Source organism: Stenotrophomonas sp. LST15-1-1.1 (assembly GCF_040815575.1).
Classification (GTDB): Bacteria; Pseudomonadota; Gammaproteobacteria; order Xanthomonadales; family Xanthomonadaceae; genus Stenotrophomonas; species Stenotrophomonas lactitubi_B.
Genome location: NZ_JBFPNJ010000029.1, coordinates 1 through 14,793 on the forward strand (window position 1 = coordinate 1; position 14,793 = coordinate 14,793).

Genomic DNA, 14,793 nt, shown 5'->3' on the forward strand with positions numbered 1-14,793 from the left:
GATCCGAGAGGCTTGACCATATAACCTCAAGTTGCCTTGGCCGACATGACATGTCGATAGATCCAAGTGCACGCTACGTCACAAGACCAAACGAGAGGCAGGCGCTCAGGCGCGTCTCTTTGCAACGCTGGCATCATCATGCCCGCCCCTGCAAAGACACGACGCCCAGGCGACACTCCAACCGCCTCCCTGGTGAAATTAGCGCTATGGAACCACCCGATCCCATCCCGAACTCGGAAGTGAAACGTAGCTGCGCCGATGGTAGTGTGGCCTAAGCCATGCGAGAGTAGGTCATCGCCAGGGTTTATACCCAAAAACCCCGCTGCTCATGCAGCGGGGTTTTTCTTTATTAAGTGAAGGCTCTGCTTTTTCGAGTTCCTTCCGCCCCAAGGGCAAGTACGCGAGCTGGCGCTGCAAGCGCTGCTGCAACCGTCTCCCTGGTGAAATTAGCGCTATGGAACCACCCGATCCCATCCCGAACTCGGAAGTGAAACGTAGCTGCGCCGATGGTAGTGTGGCCTAAGCCATGCGAGAGTAGGTCATCGCCAGGGTTTACATCCAAAACCCCGCTGCTCACGCAGCGGGGTTTTTCTTTGCGCGCGAGAAACCACGGGTAGTGCCGGCCGCTGGCCGGCAGATGCGTGGATGCTGGCGCCGCGTACGGTGCTGCCAACCAAGGTTGGCAACTACCAACGGCGGGGCCGGATGCGCCCTCCACACACGCACAAAAAAAAAAGCGGCGCCCAGAGGGCGCCGCTTTGTGTACAGCTCAACAGCTGGCGGACTTACTTCGCCGCAGCGGCCGGTGCCTTGGCCTTCATCATCGTGTCGCGTGCAGCCTTGAACGGATTGCCTTCGTACCAGTTCGGCCAACGATCGCCGCCGGCCAGTTCCTTGCCGACGCCATACATCAGCTGCAGGTCCTCGACCGTGCCATCCAGCTTCCAGGTGGCCGCGTCATACTCGTCCTTGGGCCCGTGATAGCGATTGGAACCGTAGTCGGCGGCCGCCTTGCGGCCCGCTTCGACGCCACCGTCGCGAAGGTCCTCACCGCCGTCGGCATACAGCGCCGGCACACCCGCCTTGGCGAAGTTGAAGTGATCCGAACGGAAGTAGAAGCCGCTCTGCACCGAGGTCTCGCCGTGCAGGGTGCGATCCTGGGCCGCAGCCAGCGGCTTGAGGATGTCTTCCAGCTCGGAACTGCCGAAGCCGGTCACCGTCACGTCCTTGGCACGACCGGCCACCGACATCGCATCGATGTTGATGACACCGGCGATCTTGTCCAGCGGGAAGGTCGGGTGGGCGACGTAGTACTTCGAACCCAGCAGGCCGGATTCTTCCAGGGTCACCGCCAGGAACACCACCGAACGCTCCGGCTTCGGTTCCTGGTGGGCCATCGCTTCGGCCACTTCAAGGATGCCAGCCACGCCGGTCGCGTTGTCGACGGCACCGTTGTAGATGTTGTCGCCCTGTTCGCCCTCGTGCTTGCCGAGGTGGTCCCAGTGCGCCATGTACAGCACGGCCTCATCGGCGCGCTTGCTGCCAGGCAGCACGCCCACCACGTTGCGCGACTGCTTCTGCGCGACCTTGCTCTTCAGGTCCACCGACGCGGTTGCCTTCAGCGGGACCGGCTTGAAGCCGCGCTTGCTCGCGTCCTTGTAAGCCTGGTCCAGATCCAGCCCGGCGCCGGCGAACAGCGCCCTGGCGGCATCGGCGCTCAACCAGCCCTGCACCGGCAGGCGCGGTTCTGCATCGTCCTTGGCCGGCAGGTCGTACTGCGGGCCCGCCCAGGAGTTCTTCACCACGTCCCAGCCGTAGGAAGCGCCCGCGGTGTCATGCACGATCAGTGCGGCGGCGGCACCCTTGCGCGCGGCTTCCTCGAACTTGTAGGTCCAGCGGCCGTAGTAGGTCATGCGCTTGCCGTCGAACAGCTTTTCATCATCGACATGGAAGCCCGGGTCGTTGACGAACATCACCACCGTCTTGCCCTTCCAGTCCTGGCCGGCGTAGTCGTTCCACTTCTGCTCCGGTGCATCCACGCCGTAGCCGACGAAGACGAGGTCACTGGCATCGACCTTCACTTCTGTCTGGCCGGTACGGGTGCCCACCACCATGTCGGTGCCGAACTTCAGTTCGGTGGTTTTGCCGCCCTGGTTGAGCGTGAGCACGGTCGATTCGTCGGCCGTGGTCTCGGTCATTGGCACGTCCTGGAACCAGCTGTCGCCGTTGCCGGGCTGCAGGCCGATGCGCTGCATCTGGTCGCGGATGTAGTTGACCGTCAGTTCCTCACCCTTGCTGCCAGGCGAGCGGCCTTCGAACTCGTCAGAAGCCAGGGTCTTCACCATCTCGGCGAAGTCGGCGGCGTTGATCGCGGCTGAGAACGTGTGCGGGGCCGGCTTGGCGGCGCTTTCGGCGTTGGGCGCCGGAGCCGGGGTGTCTTCGCCTTTGCAGGCGCTGAGCGCGGCCGCAGCGGCCAGGCACAGGAGGAGTTTGCGGGGCATCATCGGTTCCTGGAAACACAAGGGACGGCCGCGCAGCTGGCGCGACCGGTAACGGCAGTATCGCCCAAGCCGCAGGCTCAGTCGGCCGGGGCGGTATCGGTATCGAAGGGGATCGGGTCGGCGCCGGTGACCGGGCCGATGCGTGCGCTGCGGTGGACGTACAGCACCACTTCGCGCTCGAACAGCAGGCTGCCGTTGACCACGGCATTCGGGCCGATGATGACCCGCGGCTTGCGACTGGCCGTCAGCGAGACACTGAAGTTCGGCTTGCGGACATGTACGCCGCCGCCGACCTGCGAGCCGATGCCGACGGTGATGTCGCCGTTGACGGTCTCCACGTCCTTGCGCACGCGGCTGCCGACCAGGCCGATGCCGCCGTTGACGGTTTCCACGCCGCCTTCGATCTGGCTGCCCTGGTCGCTGAAGATGCTGCCGTTGACCGTGCTGACATCGCCGTGGGCCGTCACTTCGCGGCCCATGCGGATGCCGCCGTTGACGGTCTCGATGCTGCCGGTGCGGGCACGATCAGCGACCTTGACGCCACCGTTGACCGTGTCGATGCTGCCGGTTTCCACGCCTTCGCCGACACGGATGCCGCCATTGACGGTGTCCAGCTTGCCGTAGCGCTGGCCCGGATCGGCGCTGATGCTGCCGTTGACCTTGCTGACGTCCGCCTGGGCCCAGGCCGGACCACTGGCCAGCGCAATGCCCAACAGCAGCGGAATGGAGAGAGCTTTCATGGGAACCTCGTTGTTGTGCGGCTGGCAGGCCGCGTGCGGAGATGTCACCATTCCCCGCACGTCTCCGCATCTGCCTGAAGTCACTGGAAAGCCCTTGCGCAACAACGCCTTCCCCTCACGCCGGCATCACATCGCCACCCTGCGCGGTGGACGTTGCCTGTTGCTGGGAATGGCGCTTGCCCTGGCGCTGCCATTGCCGGGTGCGGCGCAGACCGCTTCGACCCGCGAGGCCGAGCGCAAGCTGCAGAAGCTGCGCACCGAACTGAAGGGCGTGGCACAGGAGCGCCGGCAGATCGAGGGCCAGCGCGGACAGGCGTCGCGGCAGTTGCGCGAGGCCGATGAGAAAGTCGCGCGCAGTGGTCGGACGTTGGCCCAGACCGAGGCGGCACTGCGTGAGCAGGCCCAGGCGCTGGCCCAGGCCGAGCAGCGGCGCAATGCATTGCAGTCCAACCTGGAAAAACAGAATCGCGAACTGGCGGGCCTGTTGCGCGCCGCCTACCAGCTTGGCAACCACGCGCCGCTGAAGCTGCTGCTTTCGCAGGACACGGTGGCCGATGCCAACCGTGCGCTGGCCTATCACCGCTACCTGCAGCGCGAGCGTGCGCAGCGCATCACCACGCTGACGGCCGATCTGAAGGAGCTGGAGACACTGCAGACGCAGATCGCCCAGCGCCAGCAGCACCTGCAGGGTACCCAGCGGGAGCAGAAGCAGCAGGTCGCCACGCTCGCGTCGGACCGGCGCGAACGCGCGCAGACGGTGGCTTCGCTGGAGGAACGCTTCAAGGACAAGCGCGAGAAGGAACAGGCACTGGGCCAGGATGCCAAGGCACTGGAAACCCTGCTGGCCAACCTGCGCGCGGCTGCGGCCCGTGCCGAGGCAGAGCGCCGTGCTGCTGCCCGCAAGGCCGCTGCCGAAAAAGCCGCGGCCGAGCGCGCGGCCCGCCAGGCCGCTGCCGCCGGCCGCCCACCGCCGCCGCCGACCAAGGTTCCCCCCGCGGTTGCCTCGGCGCCAGCGCCGAAGGTCGGTGGCCTGGGCTGGCCCCTGTCGGGCAATCTGCTGGCCCGCTATGGCGGCAAGCTGCCGGACGGCCGCACCAGCAGTGGTGTATTGATCGGCGCACCTGCCGGAAGCACCGTCACTGCCGTGGCCGACGGCACCGTGGTGTTCTCCGATTGGATGACCGGCTACGGCATGATCCTGATCGTCGACCATGGCAATGGCTACATGAGCCTGTACGCCCACAACGACACCCTGCTGAAGGATGCCGGCGCGCGGGTCAGCCGCGGCGATGCGGTGGCCAAGGTCGGCAACTCTGGCGGCCAGGGCGTGACGGCGCTGTACTTCGAGCTGCGCCGTGGTGGGCAACCGGTCAATCCGGACAGCTGGCTGCAGCGGCGCTGAATTCCGGCTGGCCGCACGAGGCCGGATTCAACGGGAATTTAGCCACGCTTCGCGCATAATCGGTGCATGTGCCTTGGGCACGATGCCATCGTCGACAGGAGTGATCCATGCGCGCAGCCCGTACCGCCACCCTCTTGCTGGCTCTGTTGCCGGCCCTGTCCTGGGCCCAGCAGACCGCCCCCATCCCGTTGAAGGAAACTCCCGGGAAGGCGGCGAGCAGCGAGGAGGCGGTGACCTCGAAGGTGCCGCTGGACGATATCCGGCGTTTCGTCGCCGTCTACAACGCGGTCCGCGCGGCCTATGTCGATCCGGTCGATGACAACAAGCTGATGCAGTCAGCTGTACGCGGCCTGCTGCTCGACCTCGATCCGCACAGCACCTACTTCAACAAGGAAGACGCGGAAGCGTTCGACGAGCAGGCCAACGGTGCCTACGAAGGCATCGGCGTGGAGCTGCAGCAGCAGCCGGACAACGCCAGCATGAAGGTGATCTCGCCGATCGACGACACCCCGGCAGCCAAGGCCGGCATCCTCGCCGGTGACCTGATCATCGCCATCGATGGCAAGCCGATCAGCGCGATCGATGCCAGCGAACCGCTGCGTGGTCCGGCCGGCAGCAAGGTGGTGCTGACCATCGTCCGCGACGGCAAGCCCAAGCCGTTCGACGTCAGCCTGACCCGGCAGACCATCCGCGTGACCAGCGTGCGCAGTCGCCTGCTGGAGCCGGGCTATGGCTACATCCGCCTGAGCACGTTCCAGGCTGACACCGGCTCTGATTTCCAGAAGCACCTGCAGCAGCTGCAGAAGCAGTCCGGCGGCAACCTCAAGGGGCTGGTGCTGGATCTGCGCAGCAATCCGGGTGGTCTGCTGACCGCTGCCGTGCAGGTGGCCGATGACCTGCTCGACAAGGGCAACATCGTCAGCACCCGCGGCCGCATCAGCATCAGCGATGCACGCTTCGACGCCACTCCGGGCGACCTGCTGAAGGGGGCGCCGGTGGTGGTACTGGTGGATGCCGGTTCGGCCAGTGCATCGGAAGTGCTGGCCGGTGCGCTGCGCGACAACAAGCGCGCGCGCGTGATCGGCAGCCGCACCTTCGGCAAGGGCTCGGTGCAGACCGTGCTGCCGCTGGACAACGGCGATTCGGTGAAGCTGACCACGGCACGCTATTACACGCCCAGCGGCAAATCGATCCAGGCCACCGGAATCGTGCCGGAAGTGGAACTGAAGGCCGCACCGCGTCCGGAAGACGAGGCATTGCCGGCCAGCCTGAGTGACTACAGCGAAGCAACCCTGCCGGGCCACCTGCGCGGTGACGAGGAAGGCACCGAGGGCTACCACGCAGGCGCCGTGCTGCCGGGCGATGGCCCGATCAACGATGCACTGGCCGAGCTGAAGAACCCGGGTTCGGTGGCGGCGCGTTTGAAGGCGGAAGCTGCGAAGGCCGAAGCGGACAAGGCAGCAAAGGCCGCCGCCAAGCCGGCGCCGAAGGCGGAGCCCAAGGCTGAAGCGAAGCCGGAAGCGAAGCCCGAAGCGAAGCCCGAAGCGAAGCCCGCAGAGATCCCGGCCAAGCCTTGATTCTGTAGATTCGAGCCATGCTCGACTGATGTTCAAACACCGCCCGAGCATGTCTCGGGCGTTTCGCAGAACGCGGCACGCGGACGCTAGAACCCGTGCCGCTTGCGCAGTCGCCGTGCGATCGCCGCGCGCACGTACATGCCGTACACCACACCGAACACGAAGCCGCCGATGTGCGCCCACCAGGCGACCATGCCGAAGGTCGGGCCGATGTAGGCGAACACCACCTGCAGCGCCGCCCAAACACCGATCAGCAGATAGGCCGGGGCGCGCACGAATTCCAGGAACAGCCCCAGCGGAATCACCACGCCCAGCCGCGCGCCGGGGAACAGCGCCAGATAGGCGCCGATCAACGCCGACACTGCACCACTGGCGCCGATGATGATCTGGTCCGGGCTGCCCATGGTGTAGATCGCGACCAGGTTGGAGATCGCCCCGCCCACCAGGAACAGCAGCAGCAACCGCCACGGGCCCAGCACCCGCTCGGCGGGCAGGCCGAAGATCAGCAGGAACACCAGGTTGCCCAGCAGGTGCGACCAGTCGGCGTGCAGGAACAGGGCGGTGAACAGGCGCAGCACGCTGCCGTCCTGCAGGGTTGCCCACCAGTCCAGCGGGTGGGTCAGGCCGGTGGACAGGGCGCCCCAGTCCAGCCACAGGCTTCCGCGGGCATCGTCCGGGCGCGAGATCGACCACAGGAATGCCAGCCACAGTGCCGCAAACAGCACGGGCGTAGCCCAGCGCAGGGTCGCCTTTTTGCGCGAGGGGAGGGAGACAAACATGGCACTAGCCTAGCGTGCGGGCGCTTTTGGCGGGGAAGGAGCCTGTTCAGCTTTTGCGACGAAGAAAGCCCCGGCGCTGTTATTGTTTCATTAACGGCTCTGGGTAATACTCGCATACGGCGTCGTATGTCGGGAGGGGAATCCGGCGCGCTTCGAAAGGCCATCCGGCCTGACGGGCGCAGGCGCACTTAGAGCACCATCACCGCTTACCGGAGAGAGAACTACGATGCAAACTGCTTCTACCATTGCCCGCCTGACCCTGCTGGCCGTCGGCGTTGCCGGTGCGCTGGCCGCCGCCGACGCCAATGCCGCCGCCTTCCAGCTGAAGGAAAACAGCGCCAAGGGCCTGGGCCGCGCCTTCGCTGGTTCCACCTCGACCGAAGGCGACGCCTCGGTCATCGCCACCAACCCGGCCTCCATGCGCCTGCTCGACGGCACCGTGGTGCAGGGCGATGTCAGCGCCATCAGCTTCGGCGCCAAGTTCCGCGGCGAAGGCCGCTACGGTAACGGCGCGCCGATTTCCGGCGGCAACGGCGGCGACGCCGGCATGATCGCTCCGGTTCCGGCAGCTTACTTCCACGTCCCGTTCGGCGAAAACAACAACATGCATTTCGGCGTGTCGCTGACCGTGCCGTTCGGCTTCAAGACCGAATACGACCGTGACTGGGTCGGCCGCTACAACGGCGTCAAGACCGAGCTGCAGGCCGTCGACCTGGGTGCTGCGTTCTCCTATGACGTCAACCCGTACCTGTCGTTCGGTGCGTCGGTGTTCGCCGAGCGCCTGAATGTCGACCTGACCAGCGCCGTCGATACCGGCACCGCCATCAATGCAACTGCCCAGCGCACCGCTGCTGCGCGCGTGCTGGCTGCCGGTGGCACCCAGGCCCAGGCCGCTGCCGCTTCGCAGGCCGCTGCCCGCCAGGCCGCACAGCTCGGCTTCTCGCCGGGTACCGCCGATGGCTACCTGCGCATCAAGGGCGATGAGGTGTCGATCGGCTACACCCTCGGCATGACCGTCACCCCGGTGGAAGGCACCAACATCGCCTTCAGCTACCGCTCGGAAGTCGAGCACAAGATCAACGACGGCAAGGCCGACTTCACCATCCCGCAGAATGCTGCCGCCTTCCTGGCCACCGCTGCCCCGGGCACCTTCATCGACAGCAACGGCCGTGCCACCATCACCCTGCCGGCCAGCGCCACCGTCGGCTTCACCCATCGCGTGAACGACCAGTGGCAGATCATGGCCGAAGTCACGCGCACTGCGTGGAGCAAGTTCGACCAGGTCGTCGTCGATTACGACTCCAACCAGCCGGACAGCGTGCTGCCGTTCCACTACCGCGACACCACCTTCGCGTCGATCGGTACCGATTTCCGCGTCAATGACAAGCTGACCCTGCGTGGCGGCCTGGCGTACGACCAGACCCCGACCACCGACGCCCACCGCGACGTGCGCGTGCCGGACACCACCCGCAAGTGGCTGTCGCTGGGTATGACCTACGCCGCTTCGGACAAGATGGAATACAGCGTGGGCTACACCCACCTGTTCACCAAGGATCCGAACGTCAACTCGACCTCGGCCACCGCCAACACCGTGACCGGCAAGTACAAGGTCACCGGCGACGTGCTGGCTGCGTCGATGCAGTACAAGTTCTGATTCCGGCGATTGCCTGAAGCAGTACGAAGGAGGCCCCGCGCAAGCGGGGCCTTTTTTTGCGTGGATGACGCATCCGGCTCGTGCCTGTTTCGGGAGTGCCTGCTACCTTGCCGGCATTTACGCAGTACAGGCGAATGCGAAATGGTTGATCGTCGCTACCAGAAGCGGATGATCCGATACTGGGCTCGGGAAGAGGCCAAGGCGAACGCGATTCTGGATCGCGTGCTGGAGTCGGAGTGGTTCGACTACTGGCACACGCATCTTGACTGGATGGGGCGCGGCAATCGCCATGTCAGTGACCGAATCGCCGTTGCCGCAGGGCTACTGCGGCTGCTCGAGCGGGCTGTGACGAGCGGGCGGGAGGATGTGCAGTGTTGGGTGACGCTGGCGCCGGATACCGGTCAGAGTGCGCTGTTCCTGCATTCGCCGAATCCTCGGGGAACACCGTGGCCGTACCCGTTCGATGGGGTGACCTGGGACATCGCCCCGCCTGACTGGCTTGCGCCTGTGCTCTCTTCAACCGGCCTGCAGCCAGGACGCTGGGGAGAGGGGGACAACCAGCGATGGATGATGCGCGTGCGCGCGCCGGGAAATGCGAGTGGTGCTCCGGAGGCGCAGGCATGACGCTCACCCGAAAAGGCAAGCATTGGTATGGCAGCGAAGACGATGACATCCGTACTGCCATCGAGGACTTCAGCGAACGCAACAGCTACCCCGCCACAGCGTACCGTGCCTCGGTCTGTGTTTGCGGATCGACGCTTTTCCGGCTGTTTGATGACGATGAAGCGGGCGTCGCTCGTCGAGACTGCGTGAGCTGTGGGAAGTCGCATCTGATGGGTGACAGCGCAGAATATGCTGATGAGGCCGAACTCGAAGCGCACTGGTGTCTGTGCGGGAACGAGTCTCTGGCAATCCATTCCGGTGCCGCGCTTTATCCCGACTCACGGGACGTGCGCTGGCTGTATATCGGCTGCCGCTGCCCGCAATGCCAGCTGGTTGGGGTATACGCCGAGTGGAAGTGCGAAGCGGGAGATGCCGAGGCGTTCCTGGCACGCGTGTAAGGCCATCCACGCGGGGCGCGGATCTACGCGACAATAGCGCGATGAACCTGTCCGACCCGAATTTCCAGCTGGAGCTGGCTGCCAACATCGCCGTTGCCGGCTCGATACTGCTGGCCGGCCGCAACAACGTGCATACGTGGTGGCTGGGCATCGTCGGCTGCGCGTTGTTCGCCGCGGTGTTCGAGCGCTCGCACCTGTACGCGGACATGGTCCTGCAGTTCTTCTTCGTGGTCATCAGCGTGTTCGGCTGGTGGCAGTGGCTGCGTGGTGACCATGGCGCGCCGTTGCCCATCACCCGCTTGCCAGCACGCGCGTGGAGCTGGCTGCTGCCGTTGGCGGTGCTGGCGACCTTCGGTTACGGCTGGATGCTGACCCGGCTGACCAATGCGTATGCGCCCTACATCGACTCGGCGGTGCTGGTGTTGAGCGTGATCGCACAGATCCTGATGATGCGGCGCAAGCTGGAATCGTGGTGGGTGTGGCTGCTGGTCAACACCATCGCGGTGCCGCTGTACTACAGCCGCGGGCTGCACCTGACCTCGATCCTGTATGTCGGTTTCTGGATCAACGCGCTGGTGGCGCTGCGTCACTGGCGGCACCTGATGCGCGCCGAAGCGGATACGGGCAGGGCGGCCGATGGCATTGCCTGAGCGGGTACCGCGCGGGTTGGTGGTCGGCAAGTTCTGCCCGCTGCACCTCGGCCACGAGCGCCTGATCGAATTTGCTTCTACACGCTGCACCCAGCTGCTGGTGATCGGGTGGTCTCAGCCGGGTTTTGCCGGCTACAGCGCGGCGCGTCGCGAGCGTTGGCTGCGCGCGCGCTTCCCGCAGGCGACGGTGGCGGTGCTGGATGATGCGCGGCTGGCGGCGTTGTGCAGGCAACAGGGTGTTCCCGTGTGTGCGCTGCCGCAGGACAAGGACAGTGAGCAGGTGCAACGCGCGTTCACCGCATGGCTGTGCGTGGCGCTGTTTGGCGGACCGGTCCAGGCTGTTTTCACCGGTGAAGACTACGGCGATGGTTTCGCTGCAGCCCTGGCGCAGCATTTCAATGCGCCGGTGCAGCACCATCGGCTGGAGCGTTCGACCGACATCGGTCAGGCCAGTGGTACCGAACTGCGCGCCGATCCGCATGCGCATCGACAGGGCCTGAGCCGGTCGGTCTATGCCGACCATGTGCAGCGGGTGGCCTTCATCGGCGGTGAGTCCACGGGCAAGAGCACGCTGGCGCGGGTGCTGGCCGAACGCCTGGGTACGGCATGGGTGCCGGAGTTCGGGCGTACGTTGTGGGAGCAGCAGGGCGGCGAGCTGCAGGCGCAGGATCTGCTGCGTATCGCTGCAACCCAGCCGCAGCACGAGGACCAGGCCGCGCAGCATGCGCATCGCTGGGTGTTCTGCGATACCACGCCGTTGGTGACGCTGGGCTACAGCGGCTGGATGTTCGGCACTGCACCCGAACCACTGCAGCGGGCCGCGGCGCGTGCGTACGACCTGTTGTTCCTGTGCGCCCCGGATATCCCGTTCGAGCAGGATGGAACGCGTGTGGGTGAGGAGTTCCGCATGCGCCAACACGAGTGGTATCTGCAGCAGTTGCAGGCGCGAGGAATGGCGTATGTGCTGCTGGAAGGCGATCTGGAGATGCGTATCGCGCGGGTGCTGGAGGAATTGGTGAGGCGTGCGGACAACCGGTTCAGTGTGCTGGCGGAATGAGTTGCCAGGGGCTGGCAGGCCCGCATCCGCCCAACATGAAAAAACCCCGCTTTCGCGGGGTTTTTCGTTTACTGCATGACGCTTGGGATCAGTCGCCCAGGGTCAGCAGCGAGGCGTTGCCGCCGGCGGCGGTGGTGTTCACCGTCACCGTCTTCTCGGTGGCGAAGCGCAGCAGGTAGTGCGGGCCGCCGGCCTTGGGGCCGGTGCCGGACAGGCCCTGGCCGCCGAACGGCTGCACGCCGACCACCGCACCGATCTGGTTGCGGTTGACGTAGACGTTGCCGACGTGGACGCCGTTGCTGATGCGGTCGACGGTTTCGTCGATGCGCGAATGCACGCCCAGGGTCAGGCCATAGCCGGTGGCGTTGATCTGGTCGATCACCGCGTCGAGCTGATCGCCCTTCCAGCGGATCACGTGCAGGACCGGCCCGAAGATTTCCTTCTGCAGCTGGCCCAGGTCCTTCAGTTCGTACGCACGCGGTGCGAAGAAGGTGCCGTTGGCCGCTTCGGCGGACAGTTCGGCCGCAGCGATCAGGCGCGCTTCGCGGTCCATGCGCGCGGCGTGGTCCTGCAGGATCTTCAGTGCATCGGCGTCGATCACCGGGCCGACGTCGGTGGACAGCAGACCGGGGTTGCCGACCTTCAGTTTCTTCATCGCACCGGCCAGCATGGTCATCACCTTGTCGGCGATGTCGTCCTGCACGAACAGCACGCGCGCGGCCGAGCAGCGCTGGCCGGCCGAGGTGAAGGCCGAACCGATGGCGTCCTTGACCAGCTGTTCCGGCAGTGCCGAGGAGTCGGCGATGAAGGCGTTCTGGCCGCCGGTCTCGGCGATCAGCACGCCGATGGCGGCATCGCGTGCAGCCATCGCGCGGTTGATCGCACGGGCGGTGTCGGTGGAGCCGGTGAAGGCCACACCGGCCACGCGCGGGTCGGCGGTCAGCGTGGCGCCGACGGTGGCGCCATCGCCCGGCAGGTACTGCACCACGTCAGCCGGCACGCCGGCATCGTGCAGCAGCTTCACTGCGTAGTAGCCGATCAGGTTGGTCTGCTCGGCCGGCTTGGCGATCACGCTGTTGCCGGCGGCCAGTGCGGCAGCCACCTGGCCCAGGAAGATCGCCAGCGGGAAGTTCCACGGGCTGATGCAGACGAACACGCCGCGGCCATGCAGCTGCAGTTCGTTGGATTCACCGGTCGGGCTGGGCAGCTTCTCGGCGTGACTGAACTGCTCGCGTGCCTGCTTGGCGTAGTAGCGCAGGAAGTCCACGGCTTCGCGTACTTCGGCGATGCCGTCGGGCAGGCTCTTGCCGGCTTCCTTCACGCACAGCGCCATGAATTCGGGCATGCGCGCTTCCAGCTGGTCGGCGGCGTGCTCGAGGATGGCGGCGCGGCTGGCGGCCGGGGTGCGGTTCCAGGCCGGCTGTGCGGCCACGGCATTGGCCAGCGCCTTCTGCACGGTGGCGGCATCGGCGGCCTGCCACTGGCCGACCACTTCACGGGTGTCGGCCGGGTTGGTCACCGGCAGCGAGGCACCGGTCGGGTCCGCGCCCGGCACCAGCGGTGCGGCCTGCCAGGGCTTCACTGCAGCGTTGAGCTGCTCGGCCAAGGCGCGCAGTTCGTTGTCGTTGGCGAGGTTGGCGCCCATGGAATTCTTCCTGTCGTGGTTCTGGCTGCGCAGCAGGTCAACCGGCAGCGGGATCTTGGGATGCGGAATCGATTCGAACGAGGACACCATCTCGACCGGATCACGAACCAGGTCGGCGATCGGCACGCGCTCGTCGGTGATGCGGTTGACGAAGCTGGAGTTGGCACCGTTTTCCAGCAGGCGGCGCACCAGGTACGGCAGCAGGTCTTCATGCGAACCGACCGGGGCGTACACGCGGCAGGGCAGGCCGAGGCGGTCGGCCGGCACTACTTCGGCGTACAGGTCGTCGCCCATGCCGTGCAGCTTCTGGTGCTCGTAGACGCCGCCGTTGGCGATGCTGCGCACTGCGGCGATGGTGTGCGCATTGTGCGTGGCGAACATCGGGTAGATCGCGTCGGCATGGGTGAACAGGCGCTTGGCACACGCCAGGTAGGACACGTCGGTGTTCTGCTTGCGGGTGAACACCGGGTAGCCGGCATAGCCTTCGATCTGCGCGCGCTTGATCTCGGCGTCCCAGTAGGCGCCCTTGACCAGGCGCACCTGCAGGCGACGGCCGGCGCGGCGCGCCATGTCGGCCAGGTGGTCGATCGTGTACGGCGTACGCTTCTGGTAAGCCTGCACGACCACGCCGAAGCCATCCCAGCCGGCCAGCGAGGCATCGCCGAACACCTGCTCGATGATGTCCAGCGACAGTTCCAGGCGATCGGACTCTTCAGCGTCGACGGTGCAGCCGATGCCGTAACTCTTGGCAAGCTGTGCCAGTTCCAGCACGCCGGGCACGAGGTCCTTCAACACGCGCGCGCGCTTGGCGTGTTCGTAACGCGGGTACAGCGCCGACAGCTTGATCGAGATGCCCGGTGCGTTGTTGACGTCGCCATCGGCGCGGCCGCCACGCGCCTTGTGGTCACCACCGATGGCGTGGATCGCACGACGGTAGTCTTCCAGGTAGCGCAGGGCGTCCTTCATGGTCAGCGCGCCTTCGCCGAGCATGTCGAACGAGTAGCGGTAGCTGGCGCTGTCGCCCTTGTGCGAGCGTGCCAGCGCTTCGCTGATGGTGCGGCCCATGACGAACTGGTGGCCCATGATCTTCATCGCCTGGCGCACGGCCAGGCGGACCACCGGCTCACCGACGCGGCCGACCAGGCGCTTGAACGCGCTGGGCGCATCGGCGCGGGTGGCGTCATTCATCTGCACCAGCTTGCCGGTCAGCATCAGGCCCCAGGTGGAGGCGTTGACCAGCACCGAGTCGCTGCCGCCCAGGTGCTTTTCCCAGTCGGCATCGGCCAGCTTGTCGCGGATCAGCTTGTCGGCCGTCTCCTGGTCCGGAATGCGCAGCAGCGCTTCGGCCACGCACATCAGCAGCACGCCTTCCTCGCTGCCCAGGTCGTACTGGCGCATGAAGGCTTCGATCGCGCCCTGGTCCTTGGCGCGCACGCGCACACGGGCGACCAGGTCGGCGGCCAGCGCCTGCACCCTGGCCTGCTCGTCTGCCGGCAGGCGTGCCTGCTCCAGCAGTTCGCGCACATGGCTGGCCTCGTCCTTCAGCCAACCATCGGTAATGGCCTGGCGGAACGGGTTGGGGGACGCCGGCAGTTCCGGCGACAGCAGCGCCGAGGGACGCGGAGCGTCGCTGGCGGCAATGGGAGAGGAAGGTGCGTTCATGCCGGTCCGGCCAGTGGAAAACTTGGCGATTTTAATCATTTTTTCGACTTCAGGAAGGCCCGCGC

The 14,793-nt window shown here is 66.0% G+C and carries 11 protein-coding genes and 2 rRNA genes; 9 read left to right on the plus strand and 4 right to left on the minus strand.

The features are described from left to right. Window positions 1-188: 188 nt before the first annotated feature. Together rrf (MRBLST15_RS12595) and rrf (MRBLST15_RS12600) are read left to right on the plus strand one after the other, a co-directional pair. Window positions 189-303: ribosomal RNA gene (rrf, locus tag MRBLST15_RS12595) — 5S ribosomal RNA — on the plus strand. Window positions 304-436: 133 nt separating this feature from the next. Continuing rightward, window positions 437-551 (plus strand): 5S ribosomal RNA (gene rrf / locus MRBLST15_RS12600). A 234-nt stretch (window positions 552-785) separates the two neighbouring features. Here rrf (MRBLST15_RS12600) and MRBLST15_RS12605 read toward each other — a convergent pair. Both MRBLST15_RS12605 and MRBLST15_RS12610 read right to left on the minus strand, forming a co-directional pair. Then, window positions 786-2,501 carry a M28 family metallopeptidase gene (locus MRBLST15_RS12605; RefSeq protein WP_265951903.1) on the minus strand — a complete coding sequence of 572 codons (1,716 nt, stop codon included), beginning with the start codon at window positions 2,499-2,501 and terminating at the stop codon, window positions 786-788. 77 nt (window positions 2,502-2,578) lie between these two features. Beyond that, window positions 2,579-3,241: a hypothetical protein gene (locus tag MRBLST15_RS12610; RefSeq protein WP_265951904.1), complete on the minus strand. Its 663-nt coding sequence runs from the start codon at window positions 3,239-3,241 to the stop codon at window positions 2,579-2,581. 169 nt (window positions 3,242-3,410) lie between these two features. Here MRBLST15_RS12610 and MRBLST15_RS12615 point away from each other — a divergent pair, with 169 nt between their 5' ends. Both MRBLST15_RS12615 and MRBLST15_RS12620 read left to right on the plus strand, forming a co-directional pair. After that, window positions 3,411-4,643: a murein hydrolase activator EnvC family protein gene (locus MRBLST15_RS12615; protein ID WP_265951928.1), complete on the plus strand. Its 1,233-nt coding sequence runs from the start codon at window positions 3,411-3,413 to the stop codon at window positions 4,641-4,643. Window positions 4,644-4,750: 107 nt separating this feature from the next. Further along, the gene (locus tag MRBLST15_RS12620) at window positions 4,751-6,220 is read left to right on the plus strand and encodes a S41 family peptidase (RefSeq protein WP_367786048.1); all 1,470 of its coding nucleotides are present in this window, start codon (window positions 4,751-4,753) and stop codon (window positions 6,218-6,220) included. An 86-nt stretch (window positions 6,221-6,306) separates the two neighbouring features. Here MRBLST15_RS12620 and MRBLST15_RS12625 read toward each other — a convergent pair whose 3' ends face one another. After that, window positions 6,307-6,999: a rhomboid family intramembrane serine protease gene (locus MRBLST15_RS12625; RefSeq protein WP_025878304.1), complete on the minus strand. Its 693-nt coding sequence runs from the start codon at window positions 6,997-6,999 to the stop codon at window positions 6,307-6,309. Window positions 7,000-7,225: 226 nt separating this feature from the next. Between MRBLST15_RS12625 and MRBLST15_RS12630 the strand changes: the two genes are divergently transcribed. The 5 genes from MRBLST15_RS12630 (at window position 7,226) to MRBLST15_RS12650 (ending at window position 11,421) form a co-directional block, all read left to right on the plus strand. Continuing rightward, complete coding sequence (locus tag MRBLST15_RS12630) at window positions 7,226-8,653, plus strand: outer membrane protein transport protein (RefSeq protein WP_180167637.1); 1,428 nt, start codon at window positions 7,226-7,228, stop codon at window positions 8,651-8,653. 141 nt (window positions 8,654-8,794) lie between these two features. Next, on the plus strand, window positions 8,795-9,277 hold the full coding sequence (locus MRBLST15_RS12635) for a hypothetical protein (RefSeq protein WP_367786051.1): 483 nt from the start codon (window positions 8,795-8,797) through the stop codon (window positions 9,275-9,277). Further along, a complete protein-coding gene (locus MRBLST15_RS12640; protein ID WP_367786053.1) occupies window positions 9,274-9,714 on the plus strand; it encodes a hypothetical protein in 441 nt (146 codons plus the stop codon). Before MRBLST15_RS12635 ends, MRBLST15_RS12640 begins: the two co-directional genes overlap by 4 nt. 41 nt (window positions 9,715-9,755) lie before the next feature. Continuing rightward, window positions 9,756-10,364, plus strand: coding sequence for a nicotinamide riboside transporter PnuC (gene pnuC / locus MRBLST15_RS12645; protein WP_025878300.1), 609 nt, complete (start codon window positions 9,756-9,758; stop codon window positions 10,362-10,364). Next, a complete protein-coding gene (locus MRBLST15_RS12650; protein WP_367786055.1) occupies window positions 10,351-11,421 on the plus strand; it encodes an AAA family ATPase in 1,071 nt (356 codons plus the stop codon). Before pnuC ends, MRBLST15_RS12650 begins: the two co-directional genes overlap by 14 nt. Window positions 11,422-11,509: 88 nt before the next feature. On the opposite strand, the gene putA is transcribed toward MRBLST15_RS12650, so the two are convergent. Next, window positions 11,510-14,728, minus strand: coding sequence for a bifunctional proline dehydrogenase/L-glutamate gamma-semialdehyde dehydrogenase PutA (putA, locus tag MRBLST15_RS12655; RefSeq protein WP_367786057.1), 3,219 nt, complete (start codon window positions 14,726-14,728; stop codon window positions 11,510-11,512). Window positions 14,729-14,793: the final 65 nt, after the last annotated feature.

What these genes read in the sequence shown, in the direction of transcription:
- MRBLST15_RS12625 (WP_025878304.1), bottom strand. Translation starts at nt 6,999, where the DNA reads ATGTTTGTCTCCCTCCCCTCGCGCAAAAAGGCGACCCTGCGCTGGGCT.
- MRBLST15_RS12620 (WP_367786048.1), top strand. Translation starts at nt 4,751, where the DNA reads ATGCGCGCAGCCCGTACCGCCACCCTCTTGCTGGCTCTGTTGCCGGCC.
- MRBLST15_RS12635 (WP_367786051.1), top strand. Translation starts at nt 8,795, where the DNA reads ATGGTTGATCGTCGCTACCAGAAGCGGATGATCCGATACTGGGCTCGG.
- MRBLST15_RS12610 (WP_265951904.1), bottom strand. Translation starts at nt 3,241, where the DNA reads ATGAAAGCTCTCTCCATTCCGCTGCTGTTGGGCATTGCGCTGGCCAGT.
- pnuC (WP_025878300.1), top strand. Translation starts at nt 9,756, where the DNA reads ATGAACCTGTCCGACCCGAATTTCCAGCTGGAGCTGGCTGCCAACATC.
- MRBLST15_RS12650 (WP_367786055.1), top strand. Translation starts at nt 10,351, where the DNA reads ATGGCATTGCCTGAGCGGGTACCGCGCGGGTTGGTGGTCGGCAAGTTC.
- MRBLST15_RS12630 (WP_180167637.1), top strand. Translation starts at nt 7,226, where the DNA reads ATGCAAACTGCTTCTACCATTGCCCGCCTGACCCTGCTGGCCGTCGGC.
- MRBLST15_RS12615 (WP_265951928.1), top strand. Translation starts at nt 3,411, where the DNA reads ATGGCGCTTGCCCTGGCGCTGCCATTGCCGGGTGCGGCGCAGACCGCT.
- MRBLST15_RS12640 (WP_367786053.1), top strand. Translation starts at nt 9,274, where the DNA reads ATGACGCTCACCCGAAAAGGCAAGCATTGGTATGGCAGCGAAGACGAT.
- putA (WP_367786057.1), bottom strand. Translation starts at nt 14,728, where the DNA reads ATGAACGCACCTTCCTCTCCCATTGCCGCCAGCGACGCTCCGCGTCCC.
- MRBLST15_RS12605 (WP_265951903.1), bottom strand. Translation starts at nt 2,501, where the DNA reads ATGCCCCGCAAACTCCTCCTGTGCCTGGCCGCTGCGGCCGCGCTCAGC.